Raw genomic sequence first — 20,663 nt, forward strand, 5'->3', positions numbered from 1 at the left:
CCTACAGAAGCACCAGATCGTCCCGGTGAATGGCAACGCTGCCGTAGCCATAGCCCAGCAGGGTTTCGATCTGATCTGAATGTTGTCCTTTAATGCGCTCCAGATCCTGAGCGTCGTAGCGGCAAATGCCCCGGGCCAGCTCTCGGCCGTCCGGGTTAACGATGCGCACCGCCTCGCCCCGGCGAAAGCGTCCTTCCACCCGCACTATGCCCTTGGGCAGCAGGCTGGAACCCTTGTCCATCACCGCCCTTACCGCGCCGTCGTCCACATGAATTTCGCCGTGGGGAGGCGGCCCGGCCAGGATCCAGCGCTTGCGGCTTTCCAGCGGCGTGGCCAGGGCCGGAAAACGGGTGCCGACCCGTTCGCCGGCGGCCAGCCGGCCCACCACTTCCGGAATCTGGCCGGTGGCGATCACCACGTCCACTCCGGCCCGGCGGGCCACGTCGGCGGCCTGCAGCTTGGTGGCCATGCCGCCGGTACCCAGGCCGCTGACGCTGCCGCCGGCCAGTTTGCGCAGGGTGTCGTCTATGGTCTGCACTTCCTCGATCAACTGAGCATCGGGATTGTTGCGCGGATCGGCGGTAAACAGGCCGCGCTGATCGGTCAGCAGGATCAGCAGATCGGCCTCGGCCAGAATGGCGGCCCGGGCCGACAGGTTGTCGTTGTCGCCCACCTTGATCTCGTTGGTGGCAACGGCGTCGTTTTCATTGATCACCGGAATAATGCGGTGATCCAGCAGGGCGCGCAGGCTGTCGCGGGCGTTGAGGTAACGCTCTCTGTCTTCCAGATCGGCCCGGGTCAGCAACAGCTGGCCCACATGCAGGCCGTAGATATTGAACAGCGACTGCCAGGTCTGGATCAGCTGGGTCTGGCCCACCGCCGCCAGCATCTGCTTGTTGGCCATGGTGCCGGCCAGCTCGGGAAAGCCCAGGTGTTCACGCCCGGCGGCAATGGCCGCCGAGGTCACCACAATAATGCGGTGTCCGGCCCGGTGCAGGCTGGCGCACTGGCGTACCAGCTCCACCATGTGTGCCTTGTCGAGATGGCGGGTGCCGCCGGTGAGCACACTGGTACCCAGTTTTACAACAATGGTTTTGCCTTTCATGGAACGCCCTGCGGCTCCTTTACAACACAGCAATGCCGGCATGGCGCCGGCAATATCAGTATGGACAGAAATTTCCTGCGGCCAGCCTGGCCGCAGATCATCAGGCGGGGCTCAGCAAATGCTTGTCGCCCAGTTCGGGAGATGATGTGGCACTGAGGGAAAGCTCATCAAGGCAGGCGGCCAGCTTGTCGTAGAAATCACGCAGGGTGCGCGCCACTTCCTCTTCATGCTTGCGGGGAATGTCCCGCTCCTGCCAGTTGCCCTCGGCATCGTAATAGCCCAGCCGGTAGTGAAACTCGAAACGCTGCTCGTCCTGGGGTGCCAGCACCAGCCACCAGCCCCAGAACTCCCGCTTCTCCGGCTCTACCTTGGCGCTGGCGCACACCGCCAGGCAATCAAAAAAGTAGGCTTGCTCTTCGGACTGCTCGCTGCGCAGATAGGGGCCGATGGCCGCAAACAGACGCAACAGCTTCTGATGACTCACTGCTTCAGTACTCATAACCACCTCCCTGGTAACTGGCCTATATGTAACGCTTTTTCAGCCGGGGGTAAAGGATGGCCGCCCCCGCTGCGCAAAAAACAACCGGCTTTGGGTCAAAGGTGGCGAAGCAGCCAGTCTCGGGACTCTATCAGCGCCGTTTCATAAACCTGCAATAACGGCAGCTTGTCGAGCACCAACGCTCGTCCGCCATAGCTGGTGCCGGCCAGGGCCTGAATCTCCGGCTCGGGGCAGATAAAGTCATGACGGTGACCAATGCTCAGCAGCGGCACCGGGGTGTTGCGGCCCATCAGCCCCTGGGTCTTGAGGGACAGTCCTCGACAGTGCCGGTATATTTGCTCCCAGTCGTTGCTGTGCATGCCCAGGCGATTGGCGATGGTGTCCCGCAGCATGGCCGGGGTGCGCATAAAGCGCTCGCGTTCGGTAAAGAACAAGTTGCCGGCGCCGGCGATGCACACCACGGCCCGCAGCCGGAACGGCTCCAGGCAGGCCAGCCTGGCCGCCACATTACCGCCCATGCGCACTCCCAGCATGGCCACCCGGCGCTCGTCCACCCAGGGAATGTTTGGCACATGATGCAGCACCGCCTGGTGCAGGCGGCTGCTGTCCTGCACCAGCGGCCAGTGGGAGGAATAGCCCACGCCGGGCATGTCGACGGTGAGCATGGCCATGCCCGCGGGCGCCAGGTAGCGCTCGTAAAAACGCCAGAAGTCGAGTTGCAGGCTGTCGAGGCTGCCGCTGACGATCACCAGCGGCAACGGCCGGTCGCTGGCGGGCAGGTGCAGATAGCCCTGCACCTCCTTGCCGTTAAAGGGAATACGCAGCTCCTTGAGCGGCACCGGCAACCGCCGCCCCGCTTCCCGATAGGCCTGGTTGGCCAGCAGCTGGGCCTGCAGCGCCAACCGGTCCCCCCTCAGGTGGGGGTAACTGGCCAGGGAAAAATAACGCGCCGCCGCCAGAAACTGCGCCCTGGCCTCGGTCTGGTCACTGGCGGCTTGCGCAGCCTGATGGGCCTCGGCGCCCAGCCGGCTCCATTCGTATACCCAGTTGCCGGGCTTGTACTCGGCCAGGGTGTCGAGCCAGCCCGCCACCGACCGTGGGCCCTCGGCCGCCGCCATGCGCGCCAGGGTGGCTTCAATCTCGATGCTGTCATGCCCAAGCCAGTGCCAGAAGGCGCGTTTTTGCAGGCGATAGAAGCCGGGCAGATCGGCCCCGTCGACAAAGGGGGCCGGCTCCTGCAGGCCGGCATCGCGCCGGCCGCGAAAGGCGATGGTGGACGTTTCGGGGGCGTGCTGTACGCTGGAAAAAAGCTGCTCGCTGAGATTGCCCTGTCGTTCGGTCATGGCGTCTCCGGCATCAAAAAGTAAAAAAGGCTCCGAAGAGCCTTTTTATCACGCCGGGTCCTGCTCGCACAGGGGCGGCACAAAGGTCACGCTCATGTCCCAGGGCTGTTCAATCCAGGTGTCCTGGCCCACATGTACTTCAAAGTCGTCTACCAGCGGCTCACCCTTGGGTTTGGCAAAGACGGTGATGAACTTGGCCTTGGGGTAGAGTTCGCGGATCACGCGGGCGGTGTTGCCGGTGTCCACCAGATCGTCGACGATCAGAAAGCCTTCGCCATCACCATTCACCTGCTTCAGCACCTGCAGATCGTCCCGCTGCTGATTGTGATCGTAGCTGGAGATGCACAGGGTATCCACGTGGCGAATACCCAGCTCGCGAGCCAGGATGGCAGCCGGGACCAGGCCGCCGCGGCTGACGGCAATAATGCCTTTCCACTGGCTGGCTGGCAGCTGACGGGCGGCCAGTTTGCGGGCTTCGCGCTGAAATAAGTCCCAGGTGACGACGAATTTGTTGGACATAGAAAGAACCTTTGGGTGTTGGCTTTAAAACAGAACGGCCACCCCAGCCCCGCCATAACGGAACCTAGGGCAAACAATGGGCGCATTATAGAGATCACGCCCATTCTTGACCAGCTAAACAGCTTTTTCATGGCCGTTGTAATCACTTTTTCCTTGGCAACCCTGCCGCTAAAAGCGTAGCGCAAAGCGCCACCTCCTTAATACGAAAGTGGACAGAGTAACCCCCTGCTTCCGGCCTCGACCCGGGTAGCTCAGCCGAACGGAAGAAGATGGATTCCCATCGTCGGGACAGGGTAAGCTGGCGCCATCATACCGACCGACACCGTTACCGGAGACGACATGACTGCCATTCGTTCCCTGTCCCCTTCCTCACTGTGGGGCTTTTTCGACACCATCTGCAGCATTCCCCACCCGTCCGGCCACGAAGCCGCACTTGGCCGCTGGATCATCGACTGGGCTCAGGCTCAGGGCCTGGCGGTGCGTCGGGACGACACCGGCAACCTGATCATCAAAAAACCCGCCAGCCCCGGCATGGAGAACCGCAAGGGCGTGGTGCTGCAGGCCCACCTCGACATGGTGCCCCAGGCCAATGCCGATACCGACCACGACTTTACTCGGGATCCCATTCGCCCGCGCATCGACGGCGACTGGGTGTATGCCACCGGCACCACCCTGGGGGCCGATAACGGCATTGGCATGGCCGCCTGCCTGGCGGTGCTGGCCGACCCTCACCTGGCCCATGGCCCGCTGGAAGTACTGCTCACGGTCGACGAGGAAAGCGGCATGACCGGCGCCTTTGGCCTGCAACCCGGCTGGCTCGAAGGGGAAATTCTGCTCAACACCGACTCCGAGCAGGACGGCGATGTCTATATGGGCTGTGCCGGGGGCGTGGACGCCAACATCACCCTGCCCTATCAGGCCGAACCGGTGCCCGCCGGCTATCGCGCCGTTCGCCTGTCCATCACCGGGCTGCGCGGCGGTCATTCCGGCATCAATATTCACCAGGGCCGTGCCAGTGCCACCAAACTGTTGGCGGAACTGCTGCACGCCTTTACTCAGGAGTGCCGCGCCCGGCTGTCGACCCTTGAGGGCGGCACCCTGCGCAACGCCATCGCCCGGGAAGCCACGGCCCTGCTGCTGGTGCCCGAGGCCGAGCAGGCAGCGCTGCAGGCCCTGCTGGCCCGCTACCAGCAGCAATATGCCGCCGAGTTTGCCGGGGTGGATGATTTTATTCGTCTTGAGCTGAATGATGCCGAGCCCCCCGCCAGAGTGATGACCGAAGCCATGCAGCAAAAGCTGGTGCGGGCCCTGCTGGCCTGCCCCCATGGAGTGATGGCCATGAGCCGTACCATGGCGGAGGTGCCCCAGGCCTCCACCAACCTGGGGGTGATTGCCACTCGCGAGGATCATGTGCATGTACAGTGCCTGATCCGCTCCCTCGACAATGCCGGCCGGGACAGGGTGGCGACCATGACGGCGGCGGTCTTTGAACTGGCCGGGGCCGAAGTGCGTTTCGACGGTGCCTACCCGGGCTGGCAGCCCAATCCCGACTCTCCCATCATGAAGCTGGTGCTCGACACCCACGAGAAGGTGTTCGGTGCCCTGCCGGCGGTCAAGGTGATCCATGCCGGACTGGAATGCGGCCTGTTCAAGAGCGCCTACCCTCACTGGGACATGGTGTCTTTCGGCCCCACCATTCAGGGCGCCCACTCGCCCGACGAGCGGGTCAGCATTGACGCCGTGTCCCGCTTCTGGCAATTGCTGGTGCAAGTACTGGCACAGATTCCCGACCGCGACAACTGACGTCAACCCGGGCTGTCGGGGCCGTGTTCACGGCCTCGGTTTTGGCGTATTATTCGACACGATTGATTGCTTTCGGAGGCGACATGAAATCCAAGGCCCTGTTACTGATGCTGGCACTGGTCACCACCCCGGTCCTGGCCGACAACATTCTCAGCCGGGCGCTCGACTTCGGTCGCGAGCTGCTCGACGAAACCCGCAAGCTGGCCCCCGGCATTCAGCAGGATCACAGTGCTGCACCGGCTCAACAGGCCAGTGCCCACCCCAACGACGGCCGCGATCTGCCGGCGCTGGAGCCCGGTCACGGCTCCACGGCCAGCACCACGGTATCCGGTCCGGCCACCGTGGTGGCGCCGCCGTCCCCGCCCGCAACCACCACGCCCCAAAACAATCAGGGCTGGTTTGTGGAAGAGGATCATCTGAAGTAACTCGGGACTTTTAATCCCAGTCAAAGCCCAACTGAGCGCCGCTATCTTCCCCGGCCAGCTCGACACTGACTCCCACCAGCCGCACGCCGCGGCCCTCGGCCCGCCCCCAGGCCTGCTCGCACAACTTCAGCGCCGAGTCCAGCTCGGGCACCGTGGTGCGCCGGGACAGCGTGGTCTGTTCGAAATCCTCGAACTTGAGCTTGATGCACAGGCCGCAAATGGCCCGCTCACCCAGCCGGCGCCGCAGCTCGGGCCAGAGCCGGGTCAATACTTCCCGGCCTTCCTCGGCGGCATAAATGTCGGCGGCCAGGGTGGTTTCCACCCCCACCGACTTGCGTATTCGGTCCACCTGCACCGGCCGTTCGTCGATTCCCTGTGCCCGCTGCCACAGCAGCCGGCCAAACTTGCCAAAACGGCGCGTCAGGGTCTCTTCGCCCGCGGCCACCGCCTGAGCGCAGGTCTCCAGCCCCATGGCCGCGAGCTTTTCCGCCGTTTTTCGGCCCACACCGGGAATCTTGCCGAGGGCCAGACTGCTGACGTAATTCGCCACCGCCGCCGGCGGCAGTACAAACAGACCATCGGGCTTGTTTTCTTCAGAGGCGATTTTGGCCAGAAACTTGTTCGGCGCCACCCCCGCCGAGGCGGTGAGCTGCAATTCGTCACGAATGGCCCGGCGAATGTCTTCCGCTATCAGGGTGGCGCTGCCGTTAAACTGTGGGCTGCCGGTGACATCCAGATAGGCTTCATCGAGGGAAAGGGGCTCCACCAGCTCGGTGTAGCGCCAAAAGATGGCGCGGATCTGCTGCGAAACCTGCTTGTATTCGGCCATGTTGCCGGAGATCAGCAACAGATCGGGGCACAACCGCAGTGCCTGATGGCTGGGCATGGCCGAGCGCACGCCATAGGCCCGGGCCGGATAGTTGCAGGTGGCAATCACCCCGCGCCGGCTGGCACTGCCACCGATGGCCAGGGGAATGTCCCGCCATTCGGGATGCGCACGCATCTCCACCGCGGCAAAGAAACAGTCCATGTCCACATGAATGATTTTACGCATTGACGAACTGGATAAACAGACAGTAGTTAAATACTAACCTGAGCTCGGTGCGGCGAAAAGCGCCAATTGGGCGTACTGAAGGGGAAAATCAGGGGGAAAGTCGGCGCCGGCGACATTCTGGCCGCCAGCGCCGTAAAGATCAGATAATGCGGTTTTCTTCCAGCATTTTGCGGCGGGCTTCTTCCTTGGCCATTTTCTTCTTGCGGTTATCACACGGATCCGGGCAATCGCAGGCCTTCTCCACGCCGATACCGCCCAGGCCGCCACAGGAGCCGGAGATGGTCTTGCGCTGAATGATATAGCCGATGGCCATGGCGGCAATCACCAGGGCAAAGACTCCGAAGGTAACCAGAAAATACAGCATATCAACCTCTTAGATACTTCTTAAAGGCGCTGGACATATCCACCCTGAAACCGTCGTCCGTTTTGGTAAGCAGATAAACCGCCAGTCCCTGCTCCTCGGCAAAGGACAGCGCCCTGTCTGTTCCCATCACCGTCAGCGCCGTGGCCAGACCGTCCGCCATCATACAGGATGGATGGATCACTGTCACCGACGCCAGCCGGTGGGTGATCGGCTTGCCTGTGGTCGGATCCATGGTGTGAGACAAGCGCTTGCCGTCCAGCTCATAGTAGTTGCGATAATCCCCCGAGGTGGCCACGCTGGTGTTGGCCAGGGCCACTACCTGCTGCACCATGCCCTCACCCTGGCCGGGTTTTTCCACCGCAATGCGCCAGTCCTGACCATGGGCGTTCAGGCCGCTGGTTCTCACCTCACCGCCGATTTCCACCAAATGGTGGTTCAGCCCCTGCTCGGAGAGGTATTCCGACACCACATCCACGCCAAAGCCCTTGGCGATGGACGATAAATCCACATACAGCTCAGGCAATGACTTTTGCAGGTAGTCGCCGTCGGCGGCGGTCAGCACACTCAGGTGGTCGAGGCCGGTTCGTGCCCTGACCTCGGCCAGTTGCACATCACTGGGAATTTGCGTGGGCCTGGCATCGGGACCAAAGCCCCACAGGTTAACCAGCGGACCCACGGTCACGTCCAGGGCGTCGTCGGTCAGCCGACCCAGTTGCAGCGCCGCGGTCACCACCTTTGCGGTATCACTCGACACCGCAAAGGGCGTGTCGCTTCGATGTTGATTAAACCGGCTCAGCTCGGAAGCTTTTCGGTAGGTCGACATCTGATCGTTGACCAGCTCCAGCCGGCGGTCGATCTCCGCCTGCAGCGCCGTTGCCCGGTCATCCTCGGCGCCCACTACCTTGATCGAGTAGTAGGTGCCCATGGTGTTGCCGGTCAGGTGCAACTGCGGGGCGGCGTCGTTCGCCGGCTGGCAGGCCGCCAATAAAAAGGCCAGCCCCAATGGGGCCAGCCAGTTGATTACGCGAGTCAGCATCAGTGATTAACCACCAAAGTCATCCAGCAGGATGTTCTCGTCCTCAACGCCCAGGTTCTTGAGCATGTTGATAACGGCGGCGTTCATCACGGGCGGTCCACACATGTAGTATTCGCAGTCTTCCGGCGCTTCGTGATCGCGCAGGTAGTTTTCGAACAGTACGTTGTGAATGAAGCCGGTGTAGCCGTCCCAGTTGTCATCGGGCTGGGGATCGCTTAGTGCTACATGCCACTGGAAGTTGTCGAACTGCTCCTGCAGGCCGTCAAAGTCTTCCACATAGAACATCTCGCGCTTGGAGCGGGCACCGTACCAGAAGCTGATCTTGCGCTTGGAGTTCAGGCGCTTGAGCTGGTCGAAGATGTGCGAACGCATCGGTGCCATACCGGCACCACCGCCAACAAATACCATTTCGGCGTCGGTTTCCTTGGCGAAGAACTCACCAAAGGGACCGGAAATGGTGGCCTTGTCGCCGGCCTTCAGAGACCAGATGTAGGAAGACATCTTGCCGGGAGGAGCGGTCCAGTTGCTGGGCGGCGGAGTCGCGATCCGCACGTTCAGCATGATGATGCCTTCTTCTTCCGGGTAGTTGGCCATGGAGTAGGCACGAATCACTTCTTCGTCTACCTTGGACTCCAGATCGAAGATCTTGAACTTGTCCCAGTCTTCGCGGTATTCCTCGGGCACATCGAAGTCTTTGTACTTGACGTGGTGAGGCGGCGCCTCAATCTGAATGTAACCACCGGCACGGAAAGGCACGCTTTCGCCGTTGGGGATCTTCAGCTTGAGTTCCTTGATGAAGGTGGCCTTGTTATCGTTGGAGATAACTTCACAATCCCACTTCTTGATACCGAACACTTCTTCCGGCAGTTCGATCTTCATGTCCTGCTTGACGTTCACCTGACAGGACAGGCGCTCGCCTTCGCGGGCTTCGCGCTTGGAGATGTGATCCAGTTCGGTGGGCAGGATCTCGCCGCCACCGTCCAGTACCCGCACACGACACTGGCCACAGGAGCCACCGCCACCACAGGCAGAAGATACGAAGATACCGTTAGCGGCCAGGGCACCCAGCAGTTTGACACCGGCACCTGAGGTAATCGCCTTTTCGGGATCGTCGTTGATGCTGATAGTCACATCCCCTTCCGCGACGAGCTTGGACTTGGCAAACAGAATGACGCTTACCAGGGCCAGCACGATCACGGTGAACATGACCACGCCTAGAATGATTTCCATCGTTTATTCCTTTTCCGTCACTGGGTTTACAGAGAAATGCCAGAGAAAGACATGAAGCCGAGGGCCATCAGGCCGGCGGAAATAAAGGTGATACCCAGGCCACGCAGGCCATTGGGCACATCCGCATACTTCATCTTCTCACGCAAACCGGCCAGCAGCACGATAGCCAGCATCCAGCCTACACCGGAACCAAAACCGTAGACGATGGACTCGCCGAAGTTGTAGTCCCGCTGCACCATGAAGGACACACCACCAAAGATGGCGCAGTTCACGGTGATCAGCGGCAGGAAGATACCCAGGGCGTTGTAAAGCGCCGGGAAGAACTTGTCCAGGGTCATTTCCAGGATCTGCACCAGCGCCGCAATTACCCCGATAAAGGTAATGAAGTTCAGGAAGCTCAGATCCACGCCTTCGACCATGGCGCCGTCTTTCAGGATGAAGTTATAGATGAGGTTGTTCACCGGTACCGCAATGGTCAGTACCACGATAACGGCCACACCCAGACCAAAGGAGGTCTTTACCTTCTTGGACACCGCCAGGAAGGTACACATGCCCAGGAAGAAGGCCAGTGCCAGGTTCTCGATGAACACCGCACGAACAAACAGACTCAGATAATGTTCCATCTTTTACTCCTTGGCCTCCACCTGCTCGGGACGGAAGGTACGCAGTACCCAGATAAAGCCCCCGATGATAAAGAAGGCACTCGGCGGCAGCAGCAGCAGGCCGTTGGCCTGATACCAGCCACCGTTCTTGATCAGCGGCAGGATTTCAATGCCAAACCAGGTGCCGGAGCCGAACAGCTCACGAATGGTGGCCACCACCAGCAGGATCAGGCCGTAGCCCAGGCCGTTACCGATGCCGTCCAGGAAGGACATCATGGGCGGGCTCTTCATGGCGTAGGCTTCGGCGCGACCCATGACGATACAGTTGGTGATGATCAGGCCAACGAACACCGACAGCTGCTTGGAGATGTCATAGGCGTAGGCTTTCAGGATCTGGTCCACCACGATTACCAGGGAGGCGATGATCGCCATCTGGGCAATAATCCGTACCGAGTTGGGGATCTGGTTGCGAATAAGCGAGATAAACAGGTTGGAGAACGCCGTTACCGCAATTACCGCCAGCGACATTACGAATGCCGTCTGCATCTGCGAAGTCACCGCCAGGGCAGAACAGATACCCAGCACCTGAAGGGCGATGGGGTTGTTGCCGATGATGGGACCGAACAGAACCTTTTTCATTTCAGCTTTATCAGCCATTGTTCAGTTCTCCTTCACGAACCTTGGCCAGGAAAGGACCAAAGCCTTTCTCACCCAGCCAGAATTCAAAGGTTTTTTGCACACCGTCGGAGGTCAGGGTAGCACCGGACAGACCGTCAACGCTGGAAGGGGCACCGGCGGGGGCACCGCCCTTGACCACTTTCAGCGCCGGCTCGCCGTTTTCGTCGTACAGTTTCTTGCCGACGAACTGGGCACGCCAGCTGGGGTTTTCCACCTCACCGCCGAGTCCGGGAGTTTCACCCTGCTCGTAGTAGGTGATGCCCTTGATGGTGTTGCCATCGGGGGCTACCGCCACAAAGGCGTACATGGTGGACCACAGGCCCTGACCGTGTACCGGCAGAATGATGCTGTCCAGCTCGCCGTTTTCATCCTTGGCCAGGTATACCGGGGCCAGGTTGGCGCGACGGCGAATGCCGGCCGGATCCTCTTCTCCACTCAGCGCGATGCTGGTGGCCGGATCCTTGGCGGCATTGCGCTGGTTGTAACCGGCGGCAGACTGGTCGGTCAGCTCACCTGTGGTCAGATCCAGCAGGCGGGCGTCAATGAAGCGGTCATAGGTTTCCGCCACATTGTCACGGCCCAGGCCAGCCACGTCGACGATGTTGGTCTGAACGTCCAGCGCCTGGTTGCGCTGTTGGGTCGGCTTCAGCATCACGGCGGCGCCGGATACGATGATGGAGCAGACCAGGCAGAGGCTGCCGACAACGGCAAAGGTTCTGCCGATAGTTTCTTTCTTAGCCACGGGCCAGCCTCCGTTTGATGTTTGCCTGAACCACAAAGTGGTCGAACAGGGGAGCGAACAGGTTGGCGAACAGAATGGCCAGCATCATGCCCTCGGGGAAGGCCGGGTTGACCACGCGGATCAGCACCACCATGACGCCGATCAGGGCGCCGTACCACCACTTGCCCTTGTTGGTAAAGGACGCGGATACCGGGTCGGTGGCCATGAACATCATGCCGAAGGCGAAACCACCCAGCACCAGGTGCCAGTGCCAGGGCATGGAGAACATGGCGTTGGTGTCGGAACCGATCAGGTTGAACAGGGTCGCGGTAGCCACCATGCCGACCATGACGCCGCCCACGATACGCCAGGAGGCAATACCCAGGTAGACGATGAACAGGCCGCCGAGCAGGATGGCCAGGGTAGACACTTCACCGATGGAACCCTGAATGTTACCGATAAAGGCATCCATCCAGCTGATGACGGCGCCGGTGTTGGCATCCATCAGGGCAGCCTGGCCGCCGGCGGCCCACTGGCCCAGGGCGGTGGCGCCGGAGAAGCCGTCAACGGCGGTCCACACGGTGTCACCGGAGATCTCGGCCGGGTAGGCAAAGAACAGGAACGCACGACCCGCCAGCGCCGGGTTGAGGAAGTTCTTGCCGGTACCGCCAAAGATTTCCTTGGCCATGACCACACCGAAGGTAATGCCCAGGGCCGCCTGCCACAGCGGCAGGGTGGCGGGCACGATCAAGGCGAACAGTACGGACGTCACGAAGAAGCCTTCGTTCACTTCGTGCTTGCGCACGGAGGCGAACAGTACTTCCCAGAAACCACCGACGAGGAACACGGTCAGGTAGATGGGCAGGAAGTAGGTGGCACCCAGCAGCAGCTTGCTGCCCCAGCCGGCCCCGTCACCCAGGGTTGCCCCCAGGCTCTCGGCCAGACCGTAACGCCAGTTACCATCGATCACACCGGCCAGATCGGCCGGGCTGTACATGTTGGTGAGGGCCGCAATGGCCTGGCCACCGGTGTTGTACATGCCGAAGAACATGGCGGGGAAGGTCGCCATCCACACCATGATCATGATGCGCTTCAGGTCGATGCTATCGCGCACATGGGAGGAGCGACGAGTAACCATGCCCGGGGTATAGAGCACGGTGGCCACCGCTTCGTACAGGGCGTAAAACTTCTCGTATTTACCACCCGGTTCGAAATGGTGTTCCATTTTTTCCAGAGTGTGCTTCAAACTCATTTCTCTTAGCCCTCTAGCTCAATCTTGGTCAGACACTGACGCAGCACCTGGCCGTAATCGTACTTGCCCGGGCACACATAGGTGCACAGCGCCAGATCTTCTTCATCCAGCTCCAGGCAGCCCAGGCTCTGGGCGCTGTCGGTGTCGCCGGACAGCAGATCACGCAGCAGCAGGGTCGGCAGAATGTCCAGCGGCATGATGCGCTCGTAGTTACCGATTGGCACCATGGCACGGGCAGAGCCGTTGGTGGTGGTGGTCAGGTCAAACAGCTTGCCCTTGGCCAGGTGGCCCAGGTAGGCACGGGTGACCGAAAACTTGTTGGAACCCGGGGCCAGCCAGCCCATGAATTCCTTCTCGCGGCCTTCCTTCAGCACGGAGACCTGCAGGTGGTAGCGACCCAGGTAGGCGTGAGGACCATTGGCGGTATTGCCGGACAGTACCGAACCGGAAATCACACGGTTTTCACCGTCCTGCAGCTCGCCTGCGGTCAGCTCATCCAGAGAGGCGCCGAGGCGGGTGCGCAGCAGACGCGGCTTGTTGACCACGGGTCCGCCCAGGGCCACCACGCGATCGGTGCAGATTTCACCGGTGGTGAACAGCTTGCCGAAGGCGATAACGTCCTGGTAGTTGATGTACCAGACCACCTTGCCAGGCACGACCGGGTCGATGAAGTGAATGTGGGTGCCGGGCAGACCGGCCGGATGTACGCCACCGAACACATGTTCCTTGACGTTACCGGCGGTAGCCTGAGGCAGGCTGCCTTCGCCCTTGCACACGTGCACCTGGCCGTCGGTCAGGCGGCTCAGCACCTGCAGGCCGTCGGTAAACGCCTGGGCGTTTTCCTTAATCACCAGCTCGGCATTGGCGCAAAGCGGGTTGGTGTCCATGGCGGTAACGAAGATGGAGCGCGGAGTGGAACCCAGCGCCGGCACCTTGCTGTAGGGGCGGGTGCGCAGGGCGGTCCACATGCCGGATTCAACCAGCTGCTCCTGCACGGTTTCACGTTCCAGTTTGGCCAGTTCGGCAGAGCCGTAGCTTTTGAAAGTAATCTGCTCTTCGCTGTCATCAACGGCAATAACAACGGATTGCAGCACACGTTTGGCGCCACGGTTAATTTCAACCACTGTACCGGCGGCGGGAGCTGTGAACTTGACGCCAGGATTCTTCTTGTCTTCGAAGATAACCTGACCTTTCTTGACGCGATCCTCTACCTTGACGTGCATGGTAGGGCGCATACCCACATACTCCTCGCCCAGCGTAGCAACGCGCTTGATGGCAGGACCATCGTAGATTACTTGCTCTGGTGCCCCGGCAATTGGGAGGTCCAGTCCTTTTTTAATTGTAATCATACTCACTTGCACTACTTGTTAGGGGAAGACAGGTACTTGCCATGCTGAGCATGACAACATGCTGATGAGTCGCTACCGGCATGTTCGCATCGCCCTGACAACAGCACGACTACACTCCGGTAACATCCAGCCCGATTTAAAAGGCGCGTAATTCTAGCACTTTTACCGTTGCGGCTGCCACGGCAATCACTAAAAATTACCGTCACCGCCAGCAAAATTGGCTTGCCTGATATTTCGCCAAGCAAAAATAAGGCCATGATTTTGAAGGAAGAATCATGCTTTGGTCGCAAGCGGCGCCAAAATGGAAGCGCTTTTCAACGAAACCCGCCTTATAACAAATTTGCTAACCGTGAATAACAGCCGGCTCAGGCCGACGCGCCGCCCTTGCCCATGCAGTTGGGGCTGGCAGGCACCGCTCCCCGCTCCCGCCATTCGGCCGGGGTCAGGGTGTGCAGCGCCAGGGCATGCACGCCGCCGGCCAGCTCGTCGGCCAGCAGGCCGTTGAGGGTGCGGTGACGGGCCAGCAGGCGCTGGCCTTCAAAAGCCTGGCTCACCACCACCAGCTTGAAATGGGTTTCCGAGCCCGGCGCAACGCTGTGCATGTAACTTTCGTTAATCACCTCCAGGTGCTCGGGCGTCAGTGCCTCCTTGACCTTGTGCTCTATGGTGCTTTGCATCGACATGGCGTTCTCCTCGTAAATATCAGGACAGATGACAGGCACAACCTTCACCCGCTTTCACTCCGGTGTGGCCAGCCTGCGAAAAGTCAGGTTGATTCGTTGGCCCCCGGCCCGGGTCATTCTGGGCAGGGCGTGGCGCCAATGATGCTGCATTTCTCCCGCCATCACCAGCAGGCTGCCGTGCTCCAGCCATAGCTCGCGCCGCTCGCCGCCATCATGGCGCAGCATGAAACGCCGGCGTTCGCCCAGGCTGACCGAAGCAATCATGGGGTTGCGCCCGAGTTCGGGCTCATCGTCGGCATGCCAGCCCATGCTGTCGTAACCGTCGCGGTAAAGATTGATCAGCACGCCGTCAAAGGGCTGAGCGCAGATAACCTCAAGCCGCCGGGCAATGTCTTGCACCAGCGGGTGCCAGGGCTCGGGCCGGCGCTCCCGGCCGGAGTAGCGGTAAGGCCAGTCCCCCATCCAGCACGACAATCTGGGCTCGTGCACTTCCCGGCCAAACATCGTCAGCCGGTGCTGTTGCCAAGGAATGTCCCGACTTAACTTCGCCAGCCAGGCATCCGCCTCGGCGGCAAAGGCGTCGGGCCACCACAACAGGCGCCCCTGGTTGAGCGTGAGCCACTCGGGCTCGGGCCATAGCTGCATGCTGATTTTCCCCTTCAAACTGGTAAAATGCCGCCCTTTGCAATCAGCAGGCATGAATCCCATGAATCATCACTTTCCCCTGCCCGAAGGCGGCGAGCTCGAGCTGCACCGCTATCCGCGCCAGGCCCGTCACGGCCTGCAGGCCTGGGAGGCGGCCGACGAATATATCATGAACGAGCTGGCCACCCTGGACTGGGACCGGCATGCGCCCTTGGTGATTCTAAACGACGGCTTTGGCGCCCTCACACTGGGCTTGCATTCGCACCGGCCTTATACCCTGACCGACTCGCGCATTGCCGAGCTGGCCCTGGCCGCCAACGCCGCCGACAACGGGATCGAGCCCGGCTGGCGTGCGCTCAACAGCCTGGAAGAGTTGCCCGGAACTCCCGGCCTGGTGCTGATGAAGCTGCCCAAGACCAACGCCATGCTCGAGTACCAGCTCGCCGCCATCAGCCGGGTGGCCGGGCCGAATACTCAAATCGTGGCCGGCGCCAAGGCCAAGGACGTGCACACTTCCACCCTGAAACTGTTTGAGCAGATGCTTGGCCCCACCCGTACCAGCCTGGCCTGGAAAAAGGCCCGGCTGATCTTTGCCGAGCGAGATATGAATATCGCTCCCATGGCCGCCCCCGCGCCGCTGTCCTGGCCGCTGGAAGGCACCCATTTCACCCTTCATAACCACGCCGGCGTGTTCTCTCGTGCCAGCCTGGATATTGGCGCCCGCTTTATGCTGGAGCACCTGCCCGCCAACCGGCCGGGCAGAGTGATCGATCTGGGTTGCGGCAACGGCGTGCTGGGGTTGATGACCCTGGCCCGTAACCCGCAAGCCACGGTGACCTTTGTGGACGAATCGCATATGGCGGTGGAAAGTGCCCGCCTGAATGTGGAACGCAATTTGCCGGAGGCCATGGAGCGCGCCCGCTTTGTGGTCAATAACTGTCTCGACGGCATGGGCCCCGACAGCGCCGATCTGGTGCTGTGCAACCCGCCCTTTCACCAGCAGCAGGCCATTACCGATCATATTGCCTGGCAGATGATGACCGACGCCCGCCGAGTGCTGCGCCGGGGCGGCGAGCTGTTGCTGGTGGGCAACCGCCACCTGGACTACCACCAGAAGCTCAAACGGCTGTTCGGCAATCAGCGGGTAGTGGCATCCAACCGCAAATTCGTTATTCTGAGAGCCATTCATACCGCCTGAAGGAAATATTCATGAACTGCATCAAATGGTTGACCGCTCCCCTGCTGGCCCTGGGACTGACCGCCTGCGCCAGCTACTACCCCATTGCGGTGGACGTAAACCCGGCACCGGCCCAGGTGGGCGGCGGCGTGTACCGGGGCCAGACCCTGGCGCTGTCGAGCGCCGACAACCGGGCCAGCGATTTCATTATTCAGATTGAGCAGAAGGACAAGTCGCCGGTGGTGGTGGGTGCCGCCAACAACCTGCGGCTGCAGATGGAGCAGGCCCTGGCGCAGGGATTCAGCACGCAGGGCGCCTTTATCGAGCAGGGTGCCAACACCCGTGCCACCCTGGAGCTGCAGGAGGTGCTGTCCCGGGTCATTCGCGGCCACATCAGTTATGACGTGGTGCAGAAGGTGCGGGTACAGCTGGTGCTGGAGCGGGACGGCCGCCGCGTGGTCAAGCAGTATCGCCGCAGCGCCCAGCAGGAATTCCCCGGCCGCCTGCACCCCGAGCTGGCCCCGGTCACCGAGGCCCTCAACCAGCAGCTGAGCCTGATGGTGCAGGATATTCTCGCCGATCGTGACGTACAGAGCTTTATCAACGGTAACTAAATGAAAAAACTACTGATACTGCTGGCAGGCCTGTTCACCGCCACCGCCGCCCTGGCCGCCCCCCGCGTGGAGCTGGTCACCAATATGGGCACGCTGGAAGTGGAGCTCAATGAACAGGCTGCGCCCCACACCGTGGCCAACTTTCTGCGTTATGTGGACGACGGCAGCTATGCCGGCTCCCTGTTTCACCGGCTGATCCCGGGGTTTGTGGTGCAGGGCGGCGGCTTTAACGCCGACTTTGATCGCCTGCCCACCTATGATCCGGTGCAGAACGAGTCGGGCAACGGCCTGTCGAACACCACCGGCACCATTGCCATGGCCCGTACTCAGGACCCGCACAGTGCCACCCGCCAGTTCTATATCAACCTCGGCGACAACCCCTCGCTGGATGGCGGCCGCCGCGCCGGCTACACCGTATTTGGCCGCGTGGTCAAAGGGGAAGAGGTGCTGCAGCGTATGGCCGCCGTGCCCACCGGCATGAGCCTGCAACTGCGCGCCCGGGACGTACCGGAAGAGCCCATCGTGCTTGAGCAGGTTCGCCGCCTGAGCGGGAGCTAAGCCATTCTCGCCCGGGTTCTGAAATGGCAGCAAAGCCTGTCGCTCTACACCGAGCGGCGGGTGCTGATCATGCTGGCGCTGGGGTTTTCTTCCGGTCTGCCGCTGCTGCTGGTGTTCGGTACCCTGTCATTCTGGCTGCGGGAGGCCGGCGTCAGTCGCACCAGCATCGGCTTTTTCAGCTGGGTGGCGCTGGCCTACGGGGTGAAGTGGCTGTGGTCGCCGCTGGTGGACAGGCTGCCGCTGCCGCTGTTGTCCCGCTGGCTGGGGCGGCGGCGCGGCTGGATGCTGTTCTCCCAGGGCATCATCATGGCGGCGCTGACGGGCATGGCCCTGTCCGATCCCACCACGGATCTCGCCCAACTGGCGCTGTTCGCCCTGGCGGTGGCCTTTGCATCCGCCACCCAGGACATCGTCATCGACGCCTACCGCATCGAATCGGCCCCGGAACGGCTGCAGGGGGCGCTGGCCGCCGCCTACATGACCGGTTACCGGCTGGCAATGATACTGGCGGGCGCCGGGGCGCTGGCCATCGCCGCCTGGGCCGGGTCCGACACCGGCTATAACATGACAGGCTGGCAAACCGCCTACCTGGCCATGGCCGGCTGCATGCTGGTGGGGGTGATCACCTGTTTGCTGCTGCACGAACCCGACGTGGATCTGGGCGCGCAGCAGCGCTCACAGCAGGAGCACCGCGCCCGGCTGGTCACCGCCGGCTGGCCCGGCTGGCTGGCGGGGCTGATGGCCTTTGGCAAAAGTGCCGTGGTGGCCCCCTTTGCCGATTTTATCGGGCGCTTTGGCTGGCACGCCCTGTTGATCCTGGGGTTGATCGCCAGCTACCGCATTGCCGACGTGGTGATGGGGGTGATGGCCAATCCGTTTTACGTGGACATGGGCTTTTCCAAGACCGAAATCGCCACCGTCACCAAGGTGTATGGGGTGATCATGACCCTGGCCGGAGCCGCCGTGGGCGGTGTACTGGTCAGCCGCTTTGGCACCCTGCGCATTCTGATGCTGGGCGCCCTGCTCACCGCCGGCACCAACCTGCTGTTTGCACTGATGAGCCAGCTGGGCCCGGACGTGCGCCTGTTGACGGTGATCATTTCGCTCGACAACCTGAGCGCCGGCATTGCCACCGCCGCCTTTATCACCTATCTGTCGAGCCTGACCAACGTGGCCTTTTCCGCCACCCAGTACGCCCTGTTCAGCTCGGTGATGCTGCTGCTGCCCAAGTTCGTAGCCGGCTTTTCGGGCCTGGTGGTGGACGCCATCGGCTACGCCGGCTTCTTTACCGGCACCGCCGCACTGGGTTTGCCGGTGCTGGTGCTGATTGCGGTGGTTGCCCGACGGGTGCCGGCTCAACACCGTAGGTTGGAATAAGCCTCAGCGAATTCCGACATGCCGCAGTCGCCTTCATGTTGGAATTCGCTTCGCTCATTCGCAACCTACCGCTGCTCCTCGCACCCTGCCGCTTTAATCCCTAAAGTTGTTGAACTGCAGGGGCTGCTCCTGCTCTTCGGCGCGCAGCATGGCCATAACCTGCTGCAGATCGTCGCGCTTCTTGCCGGTCACCCGCAGCTGCTCGCCCTGAATGGACGCCTGCACCTTGATTTTGCTGTCCTTGATCTTCTTGACCAGCTTCTTCGCCAAGGCACTGTCAATGCCCTGAAGAAAGCTCATTTCCTGCACATGGCGCTTGCCCGAACGTACAATGCTGCCCGCATCCAGCACGCGAACGTCTATGCCCCGCTTGATCAGGGCCCCCCGCAGCATGTCCCGCATCTGCTGCAGTTGCAGCTCGGCATCGGCGGCCAGCTTTACCTTGTTGTCGTTGAGTTCAAAACTGGCTTCCACGCCACGAAAATCATAGCGGGTGGCCAGCTCGCGGTTGGCGTTTTCGACGGCGTTACGTACTTCGTTCATTTCCACTTCGGAAACAATATCAAAAGAGGGCATGAAAGCTCCTTGAATGGGCATTAAAACCGCTGGCAACGGCCGCGGTTCACGGCTAACGTATGGCATTAATAACAGACAATAATATCAAAGTTCAGGGAGAGAGTGATGCGCGAGTGGACCATATTGGGGGCCGGAGCCCTGGGCTGCACCTTTGCCGCCCTGCTGACGGCAAAACACCGGCCGGTGTCGTTGTTGCTGAGTGAACGGCACCGGCGCCATTTTCATCCGGCACTGGAATTTATCGCCCTTAACGAGCGCCGCCGGCTGGTAAGCACTCACCCCCGCCATGCCGAGCAGGCCACCGGCATCGAGTGCCTGCTGGTCATGACCAAGGCCTATCAGGTGCTGCCCGCCCTGAACAACCTGCGTGGCCTGCCTGCCGACACTCCCATCATACTGCTGCACAACGGCATGGGCGTGGCCGAGGCGGTGGCCCGCGCCTTTCCCCACAACCCGCTGCTGGCGGGCGTCACCAGCCATGGTGCCCTCAAGGAAGGCCCCTGGCAGGTGCGTCACACCGGCAAGGGCGAAACCTGGCTGGGGCCGGTCAACGACAAGGGCAGAGCGTTTGCCCACCTGCTCAAGCCCCTGGCCGACGCTTTGGGGCATGCCGAGTGGAGCGAAGACATTGTCTCGCTGCAGCATCGCAAGCTCGCCATCAACGCCGTGATCAACCCCCTCACCGCCTGCCACCATATTCGCAACGGCCAGCTGCACGAGCCCCGCTTTGCCGACGTGCTCAACCAGCTGGCCGAGGAGGTACACGCGGTGCTGACCCGGCTGGGGGAAACCGAGACCCTGGCGCAGTTTCTGCGCCGGCTTAACAGCGTGATTGGGCTGACCGCCACCAATTATTCCTCCATGCACCAGGATCTGGCCCACGGCCGCCCCACCGAGATCGACTACATCACGGGTTATGTGCTGAAACATGCGGAAGACTTACCGGTGCCGGTGTGCCGGCAGTTGTATAACGAGGTGAAAAAACAGGGCGGGTAAGCAGTGAGAAGGAAAACGTGAGGAGTGAGGGGGAAGGAGTTTTTCCTCCCCCCTCAC

General features: G+C 61.4%; 23 protein-coding genes. 7 read left to right on the forward strand and 16 right to left on the reverse strand.

What is annotated here, in order from left to right; translation table 11 throughout:
- Nucleotide 1 precedes the first annotated feature (1 nt).
- The 4 genes from proB to gpt form a co-directional block, all read right to left on the reverse strand.
- Nucleotides 2-1,105 carry a glutamate 5-kinase gene (gene proB, locus B6S08_RS15235; protein WP_094201670.1) on the reverse strand — a complete coding sequence of 368 codons (1,104 nt, stop codon included), beginning with the start codon at nt 1,103-1,105 and terminating at the stop codon, nt 2-4.
- 100 nt (nt 1,106-1,205) lie between these two features.
- Nucleotides 1,206-1,604 carry a sigma factor-binding protein Crl gene (gene crl / locus B6S08_RS15240; protein ID WP_094201671.1) on the reverse strand — a complete coding sequence of 133 codons (399 nt, stop codon included), beginning with the start codon at nt 1,602-1,604 and terminating at the stop codon, nt 1,206-1,208.
- 95 nt (nt 1,605-1,699) lie between these two features.
- On the reverse strand, nt 1,700-2,947 hold the full coding sequence (gene frsA, locus B6S08_RS15245; RefSeq protein ID WP_094201672.1) for an esterase FrsA: 1,248 nt from the start codon (nt 2,945-2,947) through the stop codon (nt 1,700-1,702).
- A 48-nt stretch (nt 2,948-2,995) separates the two neighbouring features.
- A complete protein-coding gene (gpt, locus tag B6S08_RS15250) occupies nt 2,996-3,466 on the reverse strand; it encodes a xanthine phosphoribosyltransferase (RefSeq protein ID WP_094201673.1) in 471 nt (156 codons plus the stop codon).
- A 339-nt stretch (nt 3,467-3,805) separates the two neighbouring features.
- On the opposite strand from gpt, the gene B6S08_RS15255 reads away from it, so the two are divergent.
- Together B6S08_RS15255 and B6S08_RS15260 are read left to right on the forward strand one after the other, a co-directional pair.
- Nucleotides 3,806-5,269, forward strand: a complete 1,464-nt coding sequence (locus B6S08_RS15255) for an aminoacyl-histidine dipeptidase (protein ID WP_094201674.1) — start codon at nt 3,806-3,808, stop codon at nt 5,267-5,269.
- Between the two features lie 83 nt (nt 5,270-5,352).
- Nucleotides 5,353-5,694 carry a hypothetical protein gene (locus tag B6S08_RS15260; RefSeq protein ID WP_094201675.1) on the forward strand — a complete coding sequence of 114 codons (342 nt, stop codon included), beginning with the start codon at nt 5,353-5,355 and terminating at the stop codon, nt 5,692-5,694.
- Between the two features lie 10 nt (nt 5,695-5,704).
- On the opposite strand, the gene dinB is transcribed toward B6S08_RS15260, so the two are convergent.
- From dinB to B6S08_RS15315, 11 genes are all read right to left on the reverse strand, one after another.
- Entirely contained in the window at nt 5,705-6,748 is a 1,044-nt protein-coding gene (gene dinB, locus B6S08_RS15265; protein WP_094201676.1) for a DNA polymerase IV, read from the reverse strand.
- A 139-nt stretch (nt 6,749-6,887) separates the two neighbouring features.
- Nucleotides 6,888-7,112 (reverse strand): (Na+)-NQR maturation NqrM, encoded by a 225-nt coding sequence (nqrM, locus tag B6S08_RS15270; RefSeq protein WP_094201677.1) that lies wholly within the window; start codon nt 7,110-7,112, stop codon nt 6,888-6,890.
- Between the two features lies 1 nt (nt 7,113).
- Complete coding sequence (locus B6S08_RS15275) at nt 7,114-8,148, reverse strand: FAD:protein FMN transferase (protein WP_094201678.1); 1,035 nt, start codon at nt 8,146-8,148, stop codon at nt 7,114-7,116.
- Between the two features lie 6 nt (nt 8,149-8,154).
- Nucleotides 8,155-9,378 (reverse strand): NADH:ubiquinone reductase (Na(+)-transporting) subunit F, encoded by a 1,224-nt coding sequence (gene nqrF / locus B6S08_RS15280; protein WP_094201679.1) that lies wholly within the window; start codon nt 9,376-9,378, stop codon nt 8,155-8,157.
- Between the two features lie 26 nt (nt 9,379-9,404).
- Complete coding sequence (gene nqrE / locus B6S08_RS15285; protein ID WP_094201680.1) at nt 9,405-10,001, reverse strand: NADH:ubiquinone reductase (Na(+)-transporting) subunit E; 597 nt, start codon at nt 9,999-10,001, stop codon at nt 9,405-9,407.
- A 3-nt stretch (nt 10,002-10,004) separates the two neighbouring features.
- On the reverse strand, nt 10,005-10,637 hold the full coding sequence (locus B6S08_RS15290) for an NADH:ubiquinone reductase (Na(+)-transporting) subunit D (protein WP_014291675.1): 633 nt from the start codon (nt 10,635-10,637) through the stop codon (nt 10,005-10,007).
- Complete coding sequence (locus B6S08_RS15295) at nt 10,630-11,400, reverse strand: Na(+)-translocating NADH-quinone reductase subunit C (RefSeq protein ID WP_094201681.1); 771 nt, start codon at nt 11,398-11,400, stop codon at nt 10,630-10,632. The genes B6S08_RS15290 and B6S08_RS15295 overlap by 8 nt, the downstream gene beginning before the upstream one ends.
- On the reverse strand, nt 11,393-12,631 hold the full coding sequence (locus B6S08_RS15300) for an NADH:ubiquinone reductase (Na(+)-transporting) subunit B (protein ID WP_094201682.1): 1,239 nt from the start codon (nt 12,629-12,631) through the stop codon (nt 11,393-11,395). Before B6S08_RS15300 ends, B6S08_RS15295 begins: the two co-directional genes overlap by 8 nt.
- A 5-nt stretch (nt 12,632-12,636) precedes the next feature.
- On the reverse strand, nt 12,637-13,980 hold the full coding sequence (locus B6S08_RS15305; RefSeq protein WP_094201683.1) for a Na(+)-translocating NADH-quinone reductase subunit A: 1,344 nt from the start codon (nt 13,978-13,980) through the stop codon (nt 12,637-12,639).
- A gap of 365 nt (nt 13,981-14,345) precedes the next feature.
- Complete coding sequence (locus tag B6S08_RS15310; protein WP_094201684.1) at nt 14,346-14,663, reverse strand: BolA family protein; 318 nt, start codon at nt 14,661-14,663, stop codon at nt 14,346-14,348.
- A 54-nt stretch (nt 14,664-14,717) separates the two neighbouring features.
- Nucleotides 14,718-15,308: an alpha-ketoglutarate-dependent dioxygenase AlkB family protein gene (locus B6S08_RS15315; protein WP_094201685.1), complete on the reverse strand. Its 591-nt coding sequence runs from the start codon at nt 15,306-15,308 to the stop codon at nt 14,718-14,720.
- Between the two features lie 61 nt (nt 15,309-15,369).
- Between B6S08_RS15315 and B6S08_RS15320 the strand changes: the two genes are divergently transcribed.
- From B6S08_RS15320 to B6S08_RS15335, 4 genes are read left to right on the forward strand one after another with little or no spacing between them, the layout of a single operon-like run.
- Entirely contained in the window at nt 15,370-16,506 is a 1,137-nt protein-coding gene (locus tag B6S08_RS15320; RefSeq protein WP_094201686.1) for a methyltransferase, read from the forward strand.
- Between the two features lie 11 nt (nt 16,507-16,517).
- Complete coding sequence (locus B6S08_RS15325) at nt 16,518-17,099, forward strand: YajG family lipoprotein (RefSeq protein ID WP_094201687.1); 582 nt, start codon at nt 16,518-16,520, stop codon at nt 17,097-17,099.
- On the forward strand, nt 17,100-17,657 hold the full coding sequence (locus tag B6S08_RS15330; protein ID WP_094201688.1) for a peptidylprolyl isomerase: 558 nt from the start codon (nt 17,100-17,102) through the stop codon (nt 17,655-17,657). It abuts the gene before it with no gap.
- Between the two features lie 3 nt (nt 17,658-17,660).
- Entirely contained in the window at nt 17,661-19,034 is a 1,374-nt protein-coding gene (locus B6S08_RS15335; RefSeq protein ID WP_165662777.1) for an AmpG family muropeptide MFS transporter, read from the forward strand.
- A 93-nt stretch (nt 19,035-19,127) separates the two neighbouring features.
- Here the strand turns inward: B6S08_RS15335 and B6S08_RS15340 are convergent, their stop codons facing one another.
- A complete protein-coding gene (locus B6S08_RS15340) occupies nt 19,128-19,610 on the reverse strand; it encodes a YajQ family cyclic di-GMP-binding protein (protein ID WP_094201689.1) in 483 nt (160 codons plus the stop codon).
- A gap of 105 nt (nt 19,611-19,715) precedes the next feature.
- Between B6S08_RS15340 and B6S08_RS15345 the strand changes: the two genes are divergently transcribed.
- Entirely contained in the window at nt 19,716-20,606 is an 891-nt protein-coding gene (locus tag B6S08_RS15345) for a ketopantoate reductase family protein (protein WP_094201690.1), read from the forward strand.
- Nucleotides 20,607-20,663: the final 57 nt, after the last annotated feature.

This window comes from Oceanimonas doudoroffii, assembly GCF_002242685.1.
GTDB lineage: Bacteria > Pseudomonadota > Gammaproteobacteria > Enterobacterales > Aeromonadaceae > Oceanimonas > Oceanimonas doudoroffii.

Bases quoted from the DNA above. Each gene is read 5' to 3' on its own strand.
- proB (WP_094201670.1), bottom strand. From the start codon at position 1,105: ATGAAAGGCAAAACCATTGTTGTAAAACTGGGTACCAGTGTGCTCACC.
- crl (WP_094201671.1), bottom strand. From the start codon at position 1,604: ATGAGTACTGAAGCAGTGAGTCATCAGAAGCTGTTGCGTCTGTTTGCG.
- frsA (WP_094201672.1), bottom strand. From the start codon at position 2,947: ATGACCGAACGACAGGGCAATCTCAGCGAGCAGCTTTTTTCCAGCGTA.
- gpt (WP_094201673.1), bottom strand. From the start codon at position 3,466: ATGTCCAACAAATTCGTCGTCACCTGGGACTTATTTCAGCGCGAAGCC.
- B6S08_RS15255 (WP_094201674.1), top strand. From the start codon at position 3,806: ATGACTGCCATTCGTTCCCTGTCCCCTTCCTCACTGTGGGGCTTTTTC.
- B6S08_RS15260 (WP_094201675.1), top strand. From the start codon at position 5,353: ATGAAATCCAAGGCCCTGTTACTGATGCTGGCACTGGTCACCACCCCG.
- dinB (WP_094201676.1), bottom strand. From the start codon at position 6,748: ATGCGTAAAATCATTCATGTGGACATGGACTGTTTCTTTGCCGCGGTG.
- nqrM (WP_094201677.1), bottom strand. From the start codon at position 7,112: ATGCTGTATTTTCTGGTTACCTTCGGAGTCTTTGCCCTGGTGATTGCC.
- B6S08_RS15275 (WP_094201678.1), bottom strand. From the start codon at position 8,148: ATGCTGACTCGCGTAATCAACTGGCTGGCCCCATTGGGGCTGGCCTTT.
- nqrF (WP_094201679.1), bottom strand. From the start codon at position 9,378: ATGGAAATCATTCTAGGCGTGGTCATGTTCACCGTGATCGTGCTGGCC.
- nqrE (WP_094201680.1), bottom strand. From the start codon at position 10,001: ATGGAACATTATCTGAGTCTGTTTGTTCGTGCGGTGTTCATCGAGAAC.
- B6S08_RS15290 (WP_014291675.1), bottom strand. From the start codon at position 10,637: ATGGCTGATAAAGCTGAAATGAAAAAGGTTCTGTTCGGTCCCATCATC.
- B6S08_RS15300 (WP_094201682.1), bottom strand. From the start codon at position 12,631: ATGAGTTTGAAGCACACTCTGGAAAAAATGGAACACCATTTCGAACCG.
- B6S08_RS15305 (WP_094201683.1), bottom strand. From the start codon at position 13,980: ATGATTACAATTAAAAAAGGACTGGACCTCCCAATTGCCGGGGCACCA.
- B6S08_RS15310 (WP_094201684.1), bottom strand. From the start codon at position 14,663: ATGTCGATGCAAAGCACCATAGAGCACAAGGTCAAGGAGGCACTGACG.
- B6S08_RS15315 (WP_094201685.1), bottom strand. From the start codon at position 15,308: ATGCAGCTATGGCCCGAGCCCGAGTGGCTCACGCTCAACCAGGGGCGC.
- B6S08_RS15320 (WP_094201686.1), top strand. From the start codon at position 15,370: ATGAATCATCACTTTCCCCTGCCCGAAGGCGGCGAGCTCGAGCTGCAC.
- B6S08_RS15325 (WP_094201687.1), top strand. From the start codon at position 16,518: ATGAACTGCATCAAATGGTTGACCGCTCCCCTGCTGGCCCTGGGACTG.
- B6S08_RS15330 (WP_094201688.1), top strand. From the start codon at position 17,100: ATGAAAAAACTACTGATACTGCTGGCAGGCCTGTTCACCGCCACCGCC.
- B6S08_RS15340 (WP_094201689.1), bottom strand. From the start codon at position 19,610: ATGCCCTCTTTTGATATTGTTTCCGAAGTGGAAATGAACGAAGTACGT.
- B6S08_RS15345 (WP_094201690.1), top strand. From the start codon at position 19,716: ATGCGCGAGTGGACCATATTGGGGGCCGGAGCCCTGGGCTGCACCTTT.